Source organism: Natronobacterium texcoconense, assembly GCF_900104065.1.
Classification (GTDB): Archaea; Halobacteriota; Halobacteria; order Halobacteriales; family Natrialbaceae; genus Natronobacterium; species Natronobacterium texcoconense.
On record NZ_FNLC01000006.1, the window covers coordinates 14,300 to 31,481 of the forward strand.

Genomic DNA, 17,182 nt, shown 5'->3' on the forward strand with positions numbered 1-17,182 from the left:
CATGGCACGAGTAAGACTCGAGAACATCACGAAACGCTACGAAGACGTCACGGCAGTCGACGACGTCAGCCTCGAGGTCGAGGACGGCGAGTTCGTCACCTTCGTCGGCCCATCGGGGTGTGGCAAGTCGACGACGATGGAGACGGTCGCCGGACTCACGCGGCCCACCGAGGGTCGCGTCTACATCGGCGACGACGAGGTAACCAACCTCGCACCGAAAGACCGTGGGGTCGCGATGGTCTTCCAGAACATCGCCCTGTTTCCCCACATGGACGTCTTCGAGAACATTTCCTTTGGCCTCCGGTTGCGCACGTACTCCGACGACGAGATCGACCGGCGCGTCGAGCAAGCCGCGGAGATCGTCCAACTCGAGGGGCTGCTCGAGCGGATGCCCGACGAGTTGTCCGGCGGTCAGCGCCAGCGGGTCGCGATCGCCCGTGCGATCGTCCGCAACCCGGACGTGTTCCTGATGGACGAGCCGCTTGCCAACCTGGACGCGAAGCTGCGGGTCCACATGCGGACGGAACTCCAGCGACTCCACCGCCAGCTCGGGACGACGGTCATCTACGTCACTCACGACCAGGCCGAGGCGATGACGATGTCAGACCGGATCGCCGTCTTAAACGAGGGACGGCTCCAGCAGATTGCACCGCCACTGGAGTGTTACAACGCACCCGCAAACCTCTTCGTCGCGGGCTTTATCGGCTCGCCATCGATGAACTTCGTCGAGGGCGAACTGGTCACGGACGGCCTCGAGACCAGCAATTTCCGGATCGATCTCGATCTCGAGGAGATTCCAGGGGTATCCGTCGGCGACACGGTCACGCTCGGGATCAGGCCGGAAGACGTCTATCCCGCGAGGCAGGCAGACGAACTGCCCGCGGCCACCGACCCGATCGACGCACGGACGGACGTCCTCGAGCCGATGGGTGACGAGGTGTTCGTCTACCTGTTGCTGGCCGAGGAAGCAGGTCGGTCGATGGCGGAGGATCCGGCGACGGCTCCCGATCAACTTCTGATGAGCGCCGCGCCGGACACGGAGATCCGCGAAGAACAGGAAATCGACGTCGTTCTGGACCGATCGAAGATTCACCTCTTCGATACGGAGACCGGCGCGGCGTTACGCCATGGCCTGGTCGAGCCGTCGGAGCACGAACCCGGTGAACGGACGAGAGCCGACGGCTAGCCCGTCGTGACGGGGATTGTGCCCGTGCGTTTGGCGACGAAGCAAAGGGAGTCGAGCCCTGAATTCGATATAGCGGTAAAGGGTGTATGGATTCGAAACTGGACAGTCACGGTACGAGAAAATGACAGCTGACAGAACAGAAATCAGGACAGGAATCGTCGGACTCGGCAATATTGGGCAGTATCACGCGGAGCGACTCGTCGACCTCGGCGTCCCGCTGGTGGGAGGGATGGACGTCGCCGACAACGCACGCTCGCGATTCGCCCGGCGATACGACGTCGACGTCTACGAGGACCACACGGAACTGTACGAGACGGTCGACGCCGTCGTCGTCACCACGCCAAACAAGTACCACGAGGAGTACGCCGTCGACGCACTAGAACACGGGCTCGACGTCCTCCTCGAGAAGCCACTCGCCCACGACCTAGAGAGCGCACGCCGGATCGCGGAGGCAGCAAAAGAGGCCGACGGCCACTGCATGGTCGGATTCAACAACCGGTTCGCGAACACGGTCCAGATCGTCAAGAACCGGCTGGATCGCGGGGATCTGGGAGCAATCACCCACGTCGAAGCCAACTACGTTCGCCGTCGCGGTATTCCCGGCCGCGGCTCGTGGTTCACCCGCCAGGGAATCGCCGGCGGCGGCGCACTCATCGATCTGGGCGTCCACGCCGTCGACCTCGCTCTCTACCTGCTCGAGTATCCCGACGTCGACGAGGTAACCGGAACCACCAGAAGCGAGTTCGGCTCCCGCGAGGAGTACGCCTACCTCGAGATGTGGGCCGAGGACGCCGGTCCCGGCGAGTTCGACGTCGACGACTCCGCGAGCGCGTTCGTCCGCTGTGCGGACGGACAGACGATCTCGCTCGAAGTTGCGTGGGCGACGAATCGCCCGGAGAACCACGAGTTCGTCGTCCGGGGAACCGAGACGGCCGCCCGATTCGACCTGCTCGAGGGTGATCTCTCCTTTCACTCCGCGAGCAAGGCCGGTCCCGATCACCTCGAGAACACGTCGATCGAGACGCGCCAGAACGACACGCACAGGGACGAACAGCGGGCGTTCTTCGATCGAGTCGTGACCGGGACAGGTGGAAACAGCAGCGTCGAACAGGCACTCGCCGTTCAGAAAGTCGTCGACGGCATCTATCGCTCGAGCGAGGAGCGCCGGACAATCAATCCGTGAATCGGTCCTCGAGCGATTTGCCATCCCCGGACTCGCTGACGTCGACGCGGCCGTCGCCGCGGACGACGACGTCGTAGCCCTCGTACTCGAAGGCGACGACGGCGTCCCGCTGGGCCTCGGAAGCGGCCGTCGAGAACAGATCGTCGAGCGCCTCCGGATTGACGACCGAGTACAGTGGCTCGTACTCCGGGGGTGCGATCTCGGTCGCGTCGACGCCTTCGCGTGCGGCAACTGCGTCGATGATGGCCTGACTCGGCGTGCCCGAGCCATCTGCCGTCGACCTGTCTTTGGAAGAGGGCATATCACCAGTTAGCAGATTCCCTCAGATAAGGATACTGGCACCTCTCGTTCGTTGCGTTTCGATGACATCATCGAGCGGGCAGTCCTATTCCTCGTACTCTGTGGGCGTGTACGTCGACAACTCGAGTGCGTGGATGTCGGTCGTCATGTGGTCGTCGAGTGCGTCGTAGACCTGCTGGTGTTGCTGGACCAGCGGGAGTCCCTCGAACGCCGGGGAGACGACCGTCGCCGCGAGGTGGTCCTCGTCGTGTTCGTCCCGGGCGTGGGTGACCGTCGCTTCGGCGTCCTCGAGTTCCGATTCGATGAGTTCCTCGACGTCGTTCGGATCCATACGCGATAGGTCGGACGCTCGAGCCAAAAACGACGCGGTCGAGAAAACGGTCGTCGTTTTTATGCTGTCCCAGTACACCCCCAGTGATATGTCACTGGCAGCACGGACCCGACGCGCCGTCGAAGAGCATCCGTTTCTCGTGACGGCACTGCGGGCAGGCGTCGTCAACTACACCGCCGCTGCCCGGTTTCTCGACCTCGAGGGGGATACCGACGCCGTCGCGACGGCACTGCGCCGGTACGCCGAGGAACTACCAGCCTACGAGACCAGCGCGCGCGACGTCCGGGTGCGCATGGAAAGCGGCGTCGGACCGGCCGACGGCGGCGACGAGCCACTGCTCTCGGTCGGCGGCGCTGCGTTCGGATTCGGCGGCGACGGCGACCGAACGGCGATTCTCGCGACCGGCACCGTCGATCCGCCCGCACTCGCCGAGACGCTGCGGGTACTGGCGCTCGAGGACATCGCTCCGACGGCTGCTGCGGTCGGCGCGGACACGCTGGTTGTCGTCGTCGACCGTCTCGACGGGGCGAACGCAGTTCGTGCGGTCGAAGCAGCGCTCGAGTCCGTTCCATCTCCTGCCGACGAGTAGCGGAACGCTCCTCGAGAACCGCGTATTGACAGCGTTTAACTGCCGGCCGCGGGTAGACACTGGTAATGACCCTACACGTGACGAACACGTTGACGGGGGAGAAAGAGCCGTTCGAGCCACAGGATCCCGAGAACGTCTTGCTCTACTACTGTGGCCTGACGGTTTCTGACCCGCCCCACCTGGGCCACGCGCGCTCGTGGGTCCACGTCGACGTCATGCACCGCTGGCTCGAGTATCTCGGCTACGACGTCCGTCACGTCGAGAACTTCACCGACGTCAACGAGAAGATCGTCGCCCGCGTCGGCGAGGACGACTTAGGCGAGGACGAAAGCGCAGTCGCCGAGAGCTACGTCGAGCACACCCTCGAAGACATGCGCTCGCTGAACCTCCTGCGTGCGGAAGTCTACCCCCGCGTCTCCGAGCACGTCCCCGAAATCGTCGACCTCGTCGAGACGCTGATCGAGAAGGGGTACGCCTACGAGTCAAACGGTTCGGTCTACTTCGACGTCACCCAGTTCGACGAGTACGGCAAACTCTCGAACCAGGAACTCGACGAGATCGAATCCCAGGGCGACCCCGACGAACGCTCCGAGAAGCGCCATCCGGCGGACTTCGCGCTCTGGAAGGCCGGCGGCGTCGACGAAGAGGCGATCGAGGAACACCGACACGAGGGCGCAGCACCGGCCGAGAAAGCCTGCGAGACGTCCCTGACCTGGGACTCCCCGTGGGGTGAGGGGCGACCGGGGTGGCACATCGAGTGCTCGGCGATGAGCATGACCCACTTGGACGAGACCCTGGACATCCACGTCGGCGGTCGCGACCTCGTCTTCCCACACCACGAAAACGAGATCGCCCAGTCCGAGGCGGCGACCGACCAGCAGTTCGCGAACTACTGGCTCCACTGTGAACTGTTCCAGATGGACGACGAGAAGATGTCCTCGAGTCTCGGCAACTTCGTTACCGTCGACGAGGCCGTCGACCGCTGGGACACGAACGTCCTGCGAACGTTCCTCACTGCGGGTTCGTACAACAGCAAACAGCTCTACTCCGACGAGACGATCGCCGAGGCCGAGGAGCGATGGGAGCAACTCGAGCGCGCACACGAGGCCGCCGTCGACGCCATCGACTCGCCGGACGCGGCGACGAAGGTCGACGACGAGACGTTGCAGTCCGCCGTCGACGAGGCTCGTGAGGCCTTCACCGCGGCGATGAACGACGACTTCAACACGCGCGAGGCTCAGTCTGCCTTGCTGTCGGTCGCGACCGCGATCAACCGACACCTCGAGGACCGCGAGGAGTACGACTATCGCGGAGTCAGAGAAGCCGTCGAGACCCTCGAGGAACTCGGCAACGTGCTCGGCCTCTCGTTCACCGGCGACACGACGGGGTCGGCTGCCCTCGCCGGCGACGTGGTCGACCTCGTCCTCGACGTTCGCGAGCAGGAACGCGATGCGGGCAACTACGAGCGCGCAGACGAACTCCGCGACGAACTCGAGGCGCTGGGAATCGAGGTCCAGGACACCGACGAGGGTCCGACCTACCGACTCCCCTCGGAGTAATTACTCGATCGCAGTCTGTCTGTGGCGAACGTCGCCGCCGCAGTTCGGGCACTCTCCCGGGTTGGTTGCGGCGGTAATGAGCGTTCCACACTCGAAACACTCGTAGACGCTCTCCTCTCCGGGATCGTAGTCGACGTCCCGGATCGTCTCCCGGAGCACTGCTTTGGACGTCGCCTCGTCGAGCGCCTCGATCACGTCGCCAGCCGTGACGACCCCGAGCAACTCGTTTTCGTCGTCGACGACCGGGAGCGCCATGAACTCGTTCCGGGAGAAGGTCTTCGCGACGCGGTCGGCCGGATCGTCCGTGTGAACCGAAACGACGCGGTCGGTCGCGACCGCGGACACGGACGCCCCCTGGTCGGCGTTCAGCAGTTCCCGAAGCGAGACGACTCCCTCGAGGGTGCCGTCCTCGTCGACGACGTAGGCGTAGTAGACGGTGTACTCCGACTCCGACGACGACGTACGGATCGCGTCGATGGCGTCGTCTACCGGCACCGTTGCCTCGAAAGAGGCCACGCTCTCCTCGAGTAGTTCTTCGGCAGTCGGTGTGGGCATATCCGGCCGTTCGATGTCCAGACAGATAGTGGTATGCTTGATCGTGACCGTCAGCGACGTTGTGCTTTGATCGGCCAGTGACGATTCGCGTCCTATCGAACGCCGTTGCACGACCGCTTCGGTTGATTACTGGAACCGCTCGTTCGATCGGACGGGGAGAGCGTGACGTCACCGAAGCCGTCGACTCGGACGGTATACCCGGCGAACGTGAACTCGACAGTGAGTTCCTCGTCTGCCGATTCGACCAGCCGATCGAGTGCATCGGGGTCGATGGCCCGGTACAACGAGGGGTCGAGCGCCATCGGATCGGTTCCTTCGGCCCTCGCGACCGCTTCGACGACGGCGACGCTCGGTTGTAGTTCTCTCTCCATACGACAAATACGATGGCTGGATGGATAATCCAGGCGAACGTTCCCGCGATACGGGAACTTCCTCGAGCGCCGCCGTCTCGCGTTTCGTCAGTTCGTGACGCCCGTCACGATACTTATCCGATCGGTCGTGGTGGAGCCCGTATGTACCGACGCTCGTTCGTCGCGACGGTCGTCGCGACCGGAGCCGTCGCGTCGGCTGGCTGTCTCGGCGACGTCCTCGAGGACGTGACGACACACTCGGCGTCGCCGGCCGTCGTTGCCGACGCAGCTACGGACGAGACAGCGTACGAGTACCGGGGAACCGAGGAAACTGTCCGAACCGAAACCGTCGCGGGCGAATCTATCGAGGCAACGAACTACATAAGCGAGTACGTCCGGACGATCGACCTCCCCATCGACGCGTTCGACGCGGAGACCGAAGCCGGCGTCTTCGGCCTCGTCACGACGCCACGAGTGAGCGTCGCCGGCGAGGAGTTCAACCCCGTCGGGGAGCTGTCCCACGCCGAAATCGCCGAACACGTTCAGGACCAGTACGGAGACCTCGCAGTCGACGACGAACCGATCGATCGGCGAACGCGCGAGACGCTCGGCCAGTCGATCACAGTCGACAGCTTCGAGGGCGAAGCCACCCTGCTGGAAGACCGGCGAGTCGACGTCTACGTCGACGTCTCACAGCCCGATCACGACGGCGACCATCTCGTGATCACCGGCGTCTATCCCGACGTCGACGGCCTCGAGCGCGAGGCCGAACGCGACCGGATCGACGCGCTGATCGACGGGATCGAACACGGTGACGACGTCGACGTGGAACTCGAGTCCTGAAACGTTAGTCCCGATCGGAGTGTGCGTGAGTGGGACGAGCCTTCTCGAACAGCGGCCACGCGAGTACCATCGTCCCGAAGAAAACCAAGAGGAACGTGACCCCGACCGGACCCACGGGGAGTCCCAGACTATACAGCCCGATCGTTACGGCGATCGACAGGACGACGACGCCCATGAGCACCGCCTGAACCTCGCTGAAAGCGCCGGTTGGAGTAGCATCACCGAACATACCGAACACAATGAAACAATTGTCTAAATAACCTTCGGAAAGCATATATTTTTCCTATTTTTGGCAATCGGAGTGGCCGGGTGTAAACAACTCAGAACCCGAGTGCCGTCGCAATCGAGACGCCGCTCGCGAGTGCACCGAGCAGATAGCCACCGATCGCGCCACCGTTGAGCAACGGCAGGCCCGCGTGCGCCCGACCCCGGATAACCATGTACATGAGAACGACCAGCCCGGCAATCGTCCCGAGCAACGCCCCAAGTGCCGGCACGTTCAGCGCGATCCAGGGCACCTCGAGCGCCTCCACCTCGAGGAAGAAGGCCGCGCTCACGACGAGAATCGTTGGGATAACGGCGTCGCCGAGTCCGATGAACAGGGCGTCGCGCTCGAAGTCCCGCGCGTCCTCGCTTTCGGTCTCCTCGGCGGCGTCCGGATCGGGCGCGAGACCGGGCTCCGGCCCGGGACCGGAACTGGAGGGAACGGCTTCGGTCTCGCTGTCAAGCGCGTCGGGTTCACTCGACTCCTCGAGATTCGCGGGATCCGTGCTCTCGAGATAGGAGTACGACAGCGACGTCGGGATCACGAGCACGACGGGGATCTTCAGGTCCATCACGCCTTCGGCGAGGTCGAGCATGTGTTCGGTGCCGTAGACGCTGATGGCGTCGTAGACCGCGAGGACGGCCAGCAACAGCAACGCCGGCAGAAGGCCGAAGCTGATACCGAACAGTGCGGCCGCGCCAGCGCCCATCAACACCCCCGTTGCGTCGATGACGTACCACTCGGGATATAACAGGAGCGCAAGACCGACGCCCAGCGACGCGAGCACGGCGATCACGTTCACCGGCCCGGCCGTGATCACCGGCGGGACGAACTCGGTGAAGACGAACCAGGCGAGCATCACGCTCACGCCGACGATCAACGCCCGGATCAGCCACTGGAGGTCGAACTTGAACGCCGCGAGCATGAGTCCGGTCGCGGCGAGGATGATCGCGAAGTAGACGACGCTGTTAGTCGGATCTTCGGGGTTCTCGACGGCCTGTCGGTCGGATTCGTGGAAGGGCTCGATCAGCGCCAGCGCGCCGAACTGGACGCCCAGAAAGAGGACCACCGTCACGCCAACGGCGACGAGCACCCGCGTCCGATCGTTCATAGCGCGCCGTTTGCACCCCTCTCGTATGGGTGTTTTCGTTGGCGCTCGAGGATCGTGTTCGGACAATCGTCTGTGTTATCAAAAGCGTCTGTGACCACCACGAAAGCCCCTGGCTCGAATAGGATCTGAATACGATGCTTTCCAATCTCAACGAGCGTACAGCGTCGATCCGACGAGCGACGGCAGGTGGACGTCGTCGTCCGGCGTCACCGAAAGATAGGGGCGATCGACGGGCCCGAAGACGTCGACCACGCGGCCGACCTCCTCGAGCGAGTCGTCGAGGACCATCGTCCCGATCTCGTGGCGGTGCTCGTCCGCGTCCGCACTCGTATCACCGTCGTCGGTTCGCAACACGGCAAGTCCCTGTGCGGTCCTGACGACCGTTCCGACACGGCGCATGCTCATTCGCGCATCGCGACGACGTACGCCGCCACTGCCTGGACGAGATCGTTTTTCGTCGAGTCGTCCGCACCGCGAACGACGACGCGACCCCGATCTTCCCAGTGCTCTCGAGAGTAGGACTTGTCGCGTTCTATCGTGGCGTCGTATCCGATCTGCTGGACGGCTTTGGCGATCTCCTCGACCGTCGGCTCCTCGACGGCGAGGTCCTCGGAGACCCGGCGGCCGTCAGACCTCGAGAGAGAGGCGTCGAGGTAAGCGGGCCAGATGACGTTTTCGACCATATCATCCCGTCCGTAAGGACGGGATAAAAATCGGTCGTTCACGGGATCGGATGGCGCAGGGTATGGGCAGGTCGTCAGACCGCAACAGCAGTTACTCTATAGTAGCCACTGCAAGGCACTGCACACCTGATTGCACGACAGCTGTGCGATCAGCGTGTAACTAGTTGCAGTTGTTACTATAGTTTGACAACGCTCGTCCGAGAGAAAGTGAACCGCTGATCGACTTCAGGTCGCTACTGCCTCGAGCGAACCAGCACGAGCGACGTCAGCAGAACGGCTACCAGTGCCGTGGAGACGGCGAATCCGGGGATCGAGTCGTCGGCGTCACCGTCCGCGACCGCCGCCGCTTCTTCGTCGTCTGCGTCAGTTTCGCTCTCGTCAGTTTCGTCTTCCTCGCTATCCGTACCCTCGAGTTCGTCGACAGCTTCCTCGTAGGCCTCGGGGTGGACAGCCTGGACGATATCTTCGATGGCGTAGACGACGTGGGGGGCCGCCTGGTTGATCTGGTTCGAGTCGACCGCGACTAGCTGGTCGTTCTCGTAGGCGGTCGTCGCCATCACGCCCTCCGAGAGACCGGGGTCCTCACCCTCTTCGTCGACGCCGTAGATGATCCATTCGGGGTCTTCCTCGATGATCACTTCGTCGCTGATCTCCTGCCATTCTACGATGCCAGCTTCGGCGCCGAGGTTCTCGACGCCGGCAGTCTGCAGCACCTCGTCCTGGAAGGTCTCCGCGCCGGCCGTCCAGCCGAAGCCGAGCGACCAGTAGGCAAGCGGTCGGTCCTCACCGTCGACGGCCTCCTCGACGACCTCGAGGCGTTCGTCCATCCAGTCGACGCGCTCCTCTGCGCCCTCACACTCTCCGATCAGCTGACCGGTCGTGTAAACGTTGTCGCGAACGTCGTCGAGCGACTCCGCGGTTTCGAAGTGATAGACCGTCAGCCCGGCATCGCGAAGCTGCTGGACGTCCCCATCGACGGTGACGTTGGCAGCCAGAACGACGTCCGGCTCGAGGTCGATCACGGTCTCGACGTCGATACGCTCGTCTTCCGGAATGTCGATGTCCGTCCGATCACCGGCGTCGTGGTGGTCCGTGTAGTCGTTGATCGGCATGCCGACGAGTTGGTCCTCGGCGCCGATTTCGAAGACCGTCTGCGTGTCACTCGGCTGTAGAGCGACGACCCGTTCCGGGGGTTCCTCGAGCGATACCTCCTCACCCGTCGCGTCCGTGAGTTCCATCGGGTGCTCGCAGTCGACGTCCGGCTGTGCCGTGTCAGCGGCGACACTGCCAGCGATCGTCGCGGGAGCGAGAACGGAGACGACGAGCAAGACTGCCATCAGCGTGGTCGTTACGTTTCGCATCGGTCGAGTTATCCACCGCACTCCAACAAATATTTGTCTAAAGCAAGCGAGGTTGATCACTGTGAGACTTCGGAGTCGAGCCCTCTCGTGGTCGATCGCGCTGACGATACTCCTCGTGGGGGTCGTCATCGTCAGCGCCGGGCTCGGCCCGGTCAGAATCGACCCGATCACGGTCGCACTCGCGATCATGAACAGTATCGTCGTACCGTCCGGAGTCGGCTTCGGATCGTGGACGGTCCCCGTGTTCGGCTGGGCGATTCCCGTCCCTTCCCTCGAGTACACCGGGATTTTTGCCTTCGACATACATGGCCCCCACCAGACGATCGTCGCGGATATCAGACTACCGCGTATCGCACTCGCGGCGACGGTCGGATTCGCCCTCGCAGCCGCGGGAACGGTCATGCAGGGGTTCTTCCGCAATCCCCTCGCCGATCCGTCGATCATCGGGGTCTCGACGGGAGCGGCCGTGGGTGCCGTCGCAGCACTGGCGTTCCCCGCGTTCGTTCCGATCGGGTTGCGTCCCGCAGCGTTTCTCAGTGCGATCGCAACGGCGTTTCTCGTCTACGCAATCGCGACCGACGGCGGGCGAACTCCCGTCGCAACCCTGCTGCTCGCGGGAGTCGCAATCCAGGCGTTTCTCGGTGCAATGATTTCGTACATGCTCGTCCACAGCGGCGATAGCCTCCGACAGGCGGTCGTCTGGCTGATGGGACATCTCTCGAACAGTACCTGGGACGACGTCTCGCTCTCGCTCCCGTTCGTCCTGATCGGCGTCGTCGTTCTCGGTGCCTACACACGCGAGATGAACGTTCTCCTGCTCGGCGAGGAGGACGCACACCATCTCGGCGTCGACGTCGAACGAACCAAGCTACTGTTGCTGGCGATCGCCAGCGTCGTTACCGCTGCAGGGGTAGCCGTCGCGGGTGTCATCGGATTCGTCGGCCTCGTCGTCCCCCACATCATGCGACTGATCGTCGGCCCCGACCACCGGATCCTCCTGCCGACGAGCGCGCTGGCGGGCGCCTCGTTTCTCGTCGTGACCGATACGATAGCACGGTCCGGTCCCGCTGAGGTGCCTGTCGGGATCGTAACAGCCGCCTTTGGCGCGCCGTTTTTCCTCTATCTGCTCAAACGACGGGAGGTGCACTCGCTGTGACTCGAGACGAAACGACAGACGAGACGGATCCTGCCCCGATCGAGGTCAACGACGTCGCGGTCTCGTTCGGCGACGTCGACGTGCTCGAAGACGTTTCGTTCACCGTCGAGCCCGGAGAGTTCGTCGGGCTGGTCGGCCCGAACGGGGCAGGAAAGACGACACTCCTTCGGGTCCTCAGCGGCGCTCTCTCCCCGGACCGAGGACGAGTGACTATCGACGGAGACAGTATCCACGATCTCTCCGCACGCGCCTCGAGTCGACGGGTCGCGGTCGTTCCCCAGGATACGACGCTCTCGTTTTCGTTCGACGTCCGGACGGTCGTCGAGATGGGACGATACCCGCATCGATCCCGGTTCACTCCGCCGGCCGAAACCGATCGAGCGGCAGTCGACCGGGCCCTCGAGCGTACACGAACGGAGACGTTCGCAGACAGGTCCATCGACGAGGTCAGCGGCGGCCAGCGCCAGCGGGTCGTCATGGCTCGAGCCATCGCCCAGGAGACGCCCGCCCTGTTGCTCGACGAGCCGACCGCGAGCCTCGACATCAACCACGCGATCGAGACGCTCGAGCTGGTCCGGGAACTGGTCGCCGACGGCCGGACGGCGGTCGCGGCGATCCACGACCTCGATCTCGCTGCGCGGTACTGCGATCGGCTCGTCATGCTGGCCGACGGCGGCGTCAGAAGCGTCGGCCCGCCATCGGAGGTGCTCACGAGGGAGGCACTGGCCGACGCGTTCGACGCGAACGCGACAGTCGTCCCGAACCCGGTGACGGGGACGGAGACGGTGACTGCGCTGTCGAACTCGGCAAGCTCGGTAGCCACCGCGGAGTCGCCCGAAACGGCCGGGGAGAGCGACGACCGAGGCGAGCCAGCCCGCCTCGAGCACGACGGCGGCCGGGAGACCCACGTCCACGTCGTTGGGACGGGAACGACCGCCGCAGGGACGGTCGCCCGACTCGCAGCCGCCGACCTCTCGGTCTCCGTCGGCCCCGTCACCCAGGGTGTCGTGACCGAGACCGCGGATCGGCTCGAGGCCGAAACCATCACTGTCGATCCACACGCGCCGCTCTCCGATTCTCAGCGACGAAAACTCGAGGACGCCGTCGAATCCGCCGACGCGACGGTGCTCGCCGATCCCGTGATCAGTGCTGGCAACGAGTGCGTACTCGAGACACTCGAATCGGTCTCGTCGCTGGTCGTCGTCGATCGCCAGCCGCTCGAGGATCGGCTCTTCGCAGCGGCAACGGCGCGAACGCGGTACGAGCGGATTTGCGACCGTGCGATCGAGGCGTCTCCGGAGACGGTACTCGAGGCCCTCCAGCGTGTACTGGCCGACGAGGAACGGACGGGAAACACCGGTGAGACTGCAGGCAGTCTGGAATCCGTTCGAGCCGATCCGGACGGCCCATCGGACTCGCCACTCGAGTCCTCGACGGACTGATTCTCGGTCGAACCCCAGCCACCGAACGACAACGGCGAACTGAACGGTTTTTTACCCCTCCGTCACCGAGTGAACGCCAATGACTGCGAGCGAGTACGACTACGACGAGCTCGGACTCGTCGCCGGGCTGGAAATCCACCAGCAACTCGATACGGCGACGAAACTGTTCTGCCAGTGTCCGACCGAACTCCGCGAACCCGAGGAAGCCGAGCGAACGTTCACCCGCTACCTCCATCCTACCCGGAGCGAACTCGGCGAGATCGACGAGGCCGCCCTAGAGGAGAGCAAGGTCGACCGCGAGTTCGAGTATCTCGCGTACGACTCGACGTGTCTCGTCGAGGAAGACGACGAACCACCGCACGAACTCGACGAGGAAGCTCTCGAGACCGTCCTCGAGATCTCCCAGCTGATGGAGATGAACCCCGTCGACCAGGCTCACGTCATGCGAAAGCTCGTCGTCGACGGCTCGAACACCTCCGGGTTCCAGCGTTCGACTCTCATCGCGACTGGCGGTGAGATCGAGACGAGCGACGGCGCAGTCGGCATCGAGGACCTCATGCTCGAGGAAGAAAGCGCCCAGCGCGTCGAAGAGACCGACGACGGCGTCCGCTACAGCCTCGACCGACTCGGCATCCCGCTGGTCGAGATCGGGACGAGTCCGGACATCTCGACGCCCGAACAGGCGCTCGAGGCCGCCGAACGGATCGGGATGCTGCTTCGGTCGACGGGCAAGGTCAAACGCGGTCTGGGGACGATCCGCCAGGACGTCAACGTCTCGATCGAGGAGGGTGCCCGCGTCGAGATCAAGGGCGTCCAGAGTCTCGACGACATCGACGACATCGTCCGCAACGAGGTCGCTCGGCAGGTCGAACTCGTCGAGATCGCCGACGATCTGGCCGACCGCGAGGCCGAGGTCGGCGAGACCCAGGACGTGACCGAGGTCTTCGAGGGCACCGACAGCGGCGTCATCAGTGGGGCACTGAATTCGGGCGGCTCCGTGATGGCCGTCCCACTCTACGGCTTCGACGGACTCGTCGGCCGAGAGATCGCACCAGATCGCCGTCTCGGTACCGAGTTCTCCGACCACGCCAAACGCCACGGCGCGGGCGGCATCTTCCACACCGACGAACTGCCGGCCTACGGCGTCACCGAAGACGAAGTCACAGCCCTGCGAGACGCCGTCGGTGCTGGCTCCGAGGACGCCGTCGCCATCGTCGCCGACGATACCGACGTCGCGAAGGCCTCGATCGAGGCAGTCGCCGAACGCGCGGAGACCGCATTCGAGGGCGTCCCCGAGGAGACACGCGGTGCGAACGACGACGGGACGACCCGCTACCTGCGGCCGCTGCCCGGCGCGGCACGAATGTACCCCGAGACGGACGTTCCGCCCGTCGAACCCGACCCGAGTGACGTCCCCGAACCCGAACTGCTGACCGAGAAGGTCGAACGCTACCAGGACGAGTACGACCTCGGCGAAGGGCTAGCCGAACAGGTCGCCTACGGGAAGCACATGCCACTGTTCGAGGACGTCGTCGCCAACGGGATCGATCCCACGCTCGCAGCATCGACCCTCGAGTCGACGCTGACCGAACTCCGCCGTGACGACGTCCCCGTCGAGAACCTCGAGGACGAACATCTGCGTGGCGTGCTCGAGATGGTCGAGGACGGCGACCTGCCCAACGAGGGCGTCGGCGACCTGCTCGAGGCGCTGGCCGAGAACCCCGACCGGACGCCCGAAGAGGCAGCCGAAGCGGAAGGTCTCGGCGGTGCCGACGAAGAGGAGGTCCGCGAGGCCGTCGCCGAGGTCGTCGAGCGAAACGAGTCGCAGGTCGAAGAAGAGGGCATGCAGGCGTTCTCCGGGCTCATGGGCGAGTGTATGGGTGCGCTCCGCGGGAAGGCCGACGGCGACCTCGTGAGCCAGTTGCTCCGCGAGGAGATTCAGAAACGAGCCTGAACTGAACCGATCGAACTGGTTCGAACTCGAGTGTTTCTACGTTCCGGGCACGCCAGCCGCGTCGAACGTCGTGTAGCCGGCGAACGCGAGAGCGTACAACACGACGATCACGGCGATCCACGCGACCAGCGTGATCCCCGCTGCGTCGATCCAGCCGCCGGGGTACCGCCGTTTGACGACTCCGAGATAGGCAAGCAGGACAAGCGCCGGGCCGAGCAGCGGAATCCAGCCGAAGAGGAATCCGACGACGCTCCAGACGATCGCACCGAACAGCGCGGTGAACACCGCGTAGGTGTAGTCGCTGACGTCTGCGATTACCATCGCGCCGACGTGGATCCCGAGCGCGCCGATGAGGAGGCTGACGACGAAAACGACGATACTGTCGATCATGTTGGCTCGTTCCCACCATTTCTGGGACGAAACCAAATAGCTGGCTACTGTTCGCCGGTCGGCGACCGGTCGAGCGAAAGACGGCTCGAGTCAGCCAGCTCAGTCGTCGACCAGTTCCTCGAGCAGCGTCTCTAGCTCGTAGCTCTGTAACGCGTCCCGCTCCTCGATCGCGGAAATCACGAACGTCGAGTCGGTTCGGTCGACGCCCTCGAGTTGCTCGAAGTCGGCGATGAGTCGTTCGACGGTCTCGCTGCTGCTCAGGCGTGCGAGGACGATGAAGTCGGTTTCGCCCATCGTGAAGTAGACGTTCGTGACGCCTTCGATCGTCAGCAGACGGTCCGCGAACTCCTCGTAGGAACCCTGGTAGTCCGCGTGCACTTCGACGATGACTGTTACGCCGAGGCCGAGTTCCTCGAGGTCGATCTCGTACCGATCGTTCGCGATGATCCCCTCTTCGCGGAGGTTCGAGAGTCGGTAGTGGATCGTCGACACCGGAATGTCTGTCGCCTCGTGGAGCCGTTCCGGGCTTCCGGTCTCGAGTTCGGAGATAGCCTTCAGCAAGCGCACGTCGCGTTCGTCCATGCACGGACGGTCACGACGGAACGGGATAAATGTCCTTCACTCGAGGTAATTGAAGATATCTACAAAGAGTGCATCCGATGTAGTGTCCTGTTCGAATCACATCCATATGTGTGATTCTGTATTCGTCGAAACGGCGCGTCTTGTAGAAGGATCTAAATACGTCCGTGAGTTTCGAACTGCGTATGACTCTACTCGGATCTCTTCCGGACACGTACCGGGATGGGGTGTTCTTTTCGATACTGGCACTCTGCTGGGGAAGTTCGTTCGTCGCGATCGAAATCGGCCTCGAGTACGTTCCACCGCTGCTGTTCGCAGGGCTTCGCTACGCGCTCGCGGGTGCGATCGTCCTCGGCTACGCGTATCTCGCAACCGATCGGATTCGTCCCGCTACGTTCGGCGAGTGGCTCGCCGTCAGCGTCGCCGGTGTGTTCGTCATCGCGCTCTATCACGGGCTGTTGTACATCGGTGAACTGTACGTCTCGGGCGCGGTCGCCGCGACGGTCGTCAGCACGGCTCCGATCCTCACCGTCGCCTTCGCAGGCGTCTTGTTACCCAGCGAGCGCCTGAGCCCTGTCGGTGTCTTCGGGTTCATCCTGGGACTTGTCGGCGTAGTTCTGGTGGTCCAGCCGACGCCGGGAATGCTCGGCGACGACGTGACCTACGGTGCCGCACTCGTCTTCGCCTCCGCCGTCGCGTTCGCGCTCGGGGGCGTTCTCGTGCGTCCGATCGAGTCGAACCTTCCGCTCGAGACGCTACAGGCCTGGGCAATGTTACTCGGCGCGGGCGTGTTACTCGGCTGGGCGGCTCTGCGTGGCGAGTCGGTAGCAGCGATCGAGTTCACGACGACGGCGATCCTCTCGTATGTCTATCTCACGTTCGTCTCCGGTGTCTTCGCCTTCCTGCTGTACTTCCAGCTGCTCGATCGCAGCGGGGCAGTCCAGGTCAACCTGGTCGGCTACGCCGAACCCGCGGTCGCCATCGTCGTGAGCTGGATCCTGCTCGGCTCGGTCGTCGACTCGCTGACGATCGTCGGGCTCGTGACGATCCTCGTCGGGTTCGTCGTCATCAAACGCCACGCAATTCGACGGCTCGTCCGCCCGTACTGGCCGTCGGACGGAATCCAGCGACCACACGTACCGGACGTCTCGAGCGATCACCAACCGACGCGTACAGATGGCGGAACGTCGTCGGAGTCCGACTCCCTCGAGTAGCCATCACCGTACCGGCGCCGCCGACCTGGTCGAACACGTCGGATCTGGGGTCGTGAAAACAGACAACTAAGTGGTACGTTTCGGAGACGCTATTTTCCGACCCGATAGATACTCAATTAGTAAACAGAGTA

General features: G+C 63.7%; 19 protein-coding genes and 1 pseudogene. 9 read left to right on the top strand and 11 right to left on the bottom strand.

Translation table 11 applies throughout. From position 1 onward, the window contains the following. The first annotated feature begins 1 nt into the window (after position 1). On the top strand, positions 2 to 1,186 hold the full coding sequence (locus tag BLR35_RS18415) for an ABC transporter ATP-binding protein (RefSeq protein WP_090385360.1): 1,185 nt from the start codon (positions 2 to 4) through the stop codon (positions 1,184 to 1,186). Between the two features lie 121 nt (positions 1,187 to 1,307). Next, positions 1,308 to 2,369 carry a Gfo/Idh/MocA family protein gene (locus BLR35_RS18420; protein WP_090385363.1) on the top strand — a complete coding sequence of 354 codons (1,062 nt, stop codon included), beginning with the start codon at positions 1,308 to 1,310 and terminating at the stop codon, positions 2,367 to 2,369. On the opposite strand, the gene BLR35_RS18425 is transcribed toward BLR35_RS18420, so the two are convergent. Next, positions 2,359 to 2,670, bottom strand: coding sequence for a HalOD1 output domain-containing protein (locus BLR35_RS18425; protein ID WP_090385366.1), 312 nt, complete (start codon positions 2,668 to 2,670; stop codon positions 2,359 to 2,361). The two genes, BLR35_RS18420 and BLR35_RS18425, sit on opposite strands and share 11 nt — an antisense overlap. 84 nt (positions 2,671 to 2,754) lie before the next feature. After that, positions 2,755 to 3,000, bottom strand: coding sequence for a BolA family protein (locus tag BLR35_RS18430; protein WP_090385369.1), 246 nt, complete (start codon positions 2,998 to 3,000; stop codon positions 2,755 to 2,757). 88 nt (positions 3,001 to 3,088) lie between these two features. Here BLR35_RS18430 and BLR35_RS18435 point away from each other — a divergent pair, with 88 nt between their 5' ends. Beyond that, a complete protein-coding gene (locus BLR35_RS18435; RefSeq protein WP_090385371.1) occupies positions 3,089 to 3,589 on the top strand; it encodes a DUF7523 family protein in 501 nt (166 codons plus the stop codon). Positions 3,590 to 3,654: 65 nt separating this feature from the next. Continuing rightward, a complete protein-coding gene (gene cysS / locus BLR35_RS18440; RefSeq protein WP_090385374.1) occupies positions 3,655 to 5,148 on the top strand; it encodes a cysteine--tRNA ligase in 1,494 nt (497 codons plus the stop codon). Here cysS and BLR35_RS21050 read toward each other — a convergent pair whose 3' ends face one another. Together BLR35_RS21050 and BLR35_RS18450 are read right to left on the bottom strand one after the other, a co-directional pair. After that, positions 5,149 to 5,703, bottom strand: a complete 555-nt coding sequence (locus BLR35_RS21050; protein ID WP_090385376.1) for a rubrerythrin-like domain-containing protein — start codon at positions 5,701 to 5,703, stop codon at positions 5,149 to 5,151. It lies immediately after the preceding gene. 92 nt (positions 5,704 to 5,795) lie between these two features. Further along, positions 5,796 to 6,074, bottom strand: coding sequence for a HalOD1 output domain-containing protein (locus tag BLR35_RS18450; RefSeq protein WP_090385378.1), 279 nt, complete (start codon positions 6,072 to 6,074; stop codon positions 5,796 to 5,798). 141 nt (positions 6,075 to 6,215) lie between these two features. On the opposite strand from BLR35_RS18450, the gene BLR35_RS18455 reads away from it, so the two are divergent. Continuing rightward, a complete protein-coding gene (locus BLR35_RS18455; RefSeq protein ID WP_090385381.1) occupies positions 6,216 to 6,896 on the top strand; it encodes a DUF6517 family protein in 681 nt (226 codons plus the stop codon). A 4-nt stretch (positions 6,897 to 6,900) separates the two neighbouring features. Here the strand turns inward: BLR35_RS18455 and BLR35_RS18460 are convergent, their stop codons facing one another. The 5 genes from BLR35_RS18460 to BLR35_RS18480 all read right to left on the bottom strand — a co-directional run bounded on the left by BLR35_RS18460 (position 6,901) and on the right by BLR35_RS18480 (position 10,316). Further along, the gene (locus BLR35_RS18460) at positions 6,901 to 7,125 is read right to left on the bottom strand and encodes a hypothetical protein (protein ID WP_090385383.1); all 225 of its coding nucleotides are present in this window, start codon (positions 7,123 to 7,125) and stop codon (positions 6,901 to 6,903) included. A gap of 91 nt (positions 7,126 to 7,216) precedes the next feature. Continuing rightward, positions 7,217 to 8,272, bottom strand: a complete 1,056-nt coding sequence (locus BLR35_RS18465; RefSeq protein ID WP_090385385.1) for a presenilin family intramembrane aspartyl protease PSH — start codon at positions 8,270 to 8,272, stop codon at positions 7,217 to 7,219. A 147-nt stretch (positions 8,273 to 8,419) separates the two neighbouring features. Beyond that, positions 8,420 to 8,671: an H/ACA ribonucleoprotein complex subunit GAR1 gene (locus BLR35_RS18470; RefSeq protein WP_090385387.1), complete on the bottom strand. Its 252-nt coding sequence runs from the start codon at positions 8,669 to 8,671 to the stop codon at positions 8,420 to 8,422. Positions 8,672 to 8,673: 2 nt separating this feature from the next. Beyond that, on the bottom strand, positions 8,674 to 8,955 hold the full coding sequence (gene srp19 / locus BLR35_RS18475; RefSeq protein ID WP_090385389.1) for a signal recognition particle subunit SRP19: 282 nt from the start codon (positions 8,953 to 8,955) through the stop codon (positions 8,674 to 8,676). A gap of 233 nt (positions 8,956 to 9,188) precedes the next feature. Further along, positions 9,189 to 10,316, bottom strand: a complete 1,128-nt coding sequence (locus BLR35_RS18480) for a PGF-CTERM-anchored ABC transporter substrate-binding protein (RefSeq protein ID WP_090385391.1) — start codon at positions 10,314 to 10,316, stop codon at positions 9,189 to 9,191. Between the two features lie 61 nt (positions 10,317 to 10,377). On the opposite strand from BLR35_RS18480, the gene btuC reads away from it, so the two are divergent. From btuC to gatE, 3 genes and pseudogenes are all read left to right on the top strand, one after another. Then, positions 10,378 to 11,472, top strand: a complete 1,095-nt coding sequence (btuC, locus tag BLR35_RS18485) for a vitamin B12 ABC transporter permease BtuC (protein ID WP_090385394.1) — start codon at positions 10,378 to 10,380, stop codon at positions 11,470 to 11,472. A gap of 95 nt (positions 11,473 to 11,567) precedes the next feature. Next, positions 11,568 to 12,914, top strand: a pseudogene (locus tag BLR35_RS18490) (ATP-binding cassette domain-containing protein); the annotation flags it as partial. 79 nt (positions 12,915 to 12,993) lie between these two features. Beyond that, a complete protein-coding gene (gene gatE / locus BLR35_RS18495; RefSeq protein ID WP_090385398.1) occupies positions 12,994 to 14,868 on the top strand; it encodes a Glu-tRNA(Gln) amidotransferase subunit GatE in 1,875 nt (624 codons plus the stop codon). Between the two features lie 36 nt (positions 14,869 to 14,904). On the opposite strand, the gene BLR35_RS18500 is transcribed toward gatE, so the two are convergent. Then, entirely contained in the window at positions 14,905 to 15,258 is a 354-nt protein-coding gene (locus BLR35_RS18500; protein WP_090385400.1) for a hypothetical protein, read from the bottom strand. Between the two features lie 99 nt (positions 15,259 to 15,357). Continuing rightward, on the bottom strand, positions 15,358 to 15,840 hold the full coding sequence (locus BLR35_RS18505) for an Lrp/AsnC family transcriptional regulator (protein ID WP_090385403.1): 483 nt from the start codon (positions 15,838 to 15,840) through the stop codon (positions 15,358 to 15,360). Positions 15,841 to 16,022: 182 nt separating this feature from the next. Between BLR35_RS18505 and BLR35_RS18510 the strand changes: the two genes are divergently transcribed. Continuing rightward, positions 16,023 to 17,051, top strand: coding sequence for a DMT family transporter (locus BLR35_RS18510; RefSeq protein ID WP_170831074.1), 1,029 nt, complete (start codon positions 16,023 to 16,025; stop codon positions 17,049 to 17,051). Positions 17,052 to 17,182 lie beyond the last annotated feature (131 nt).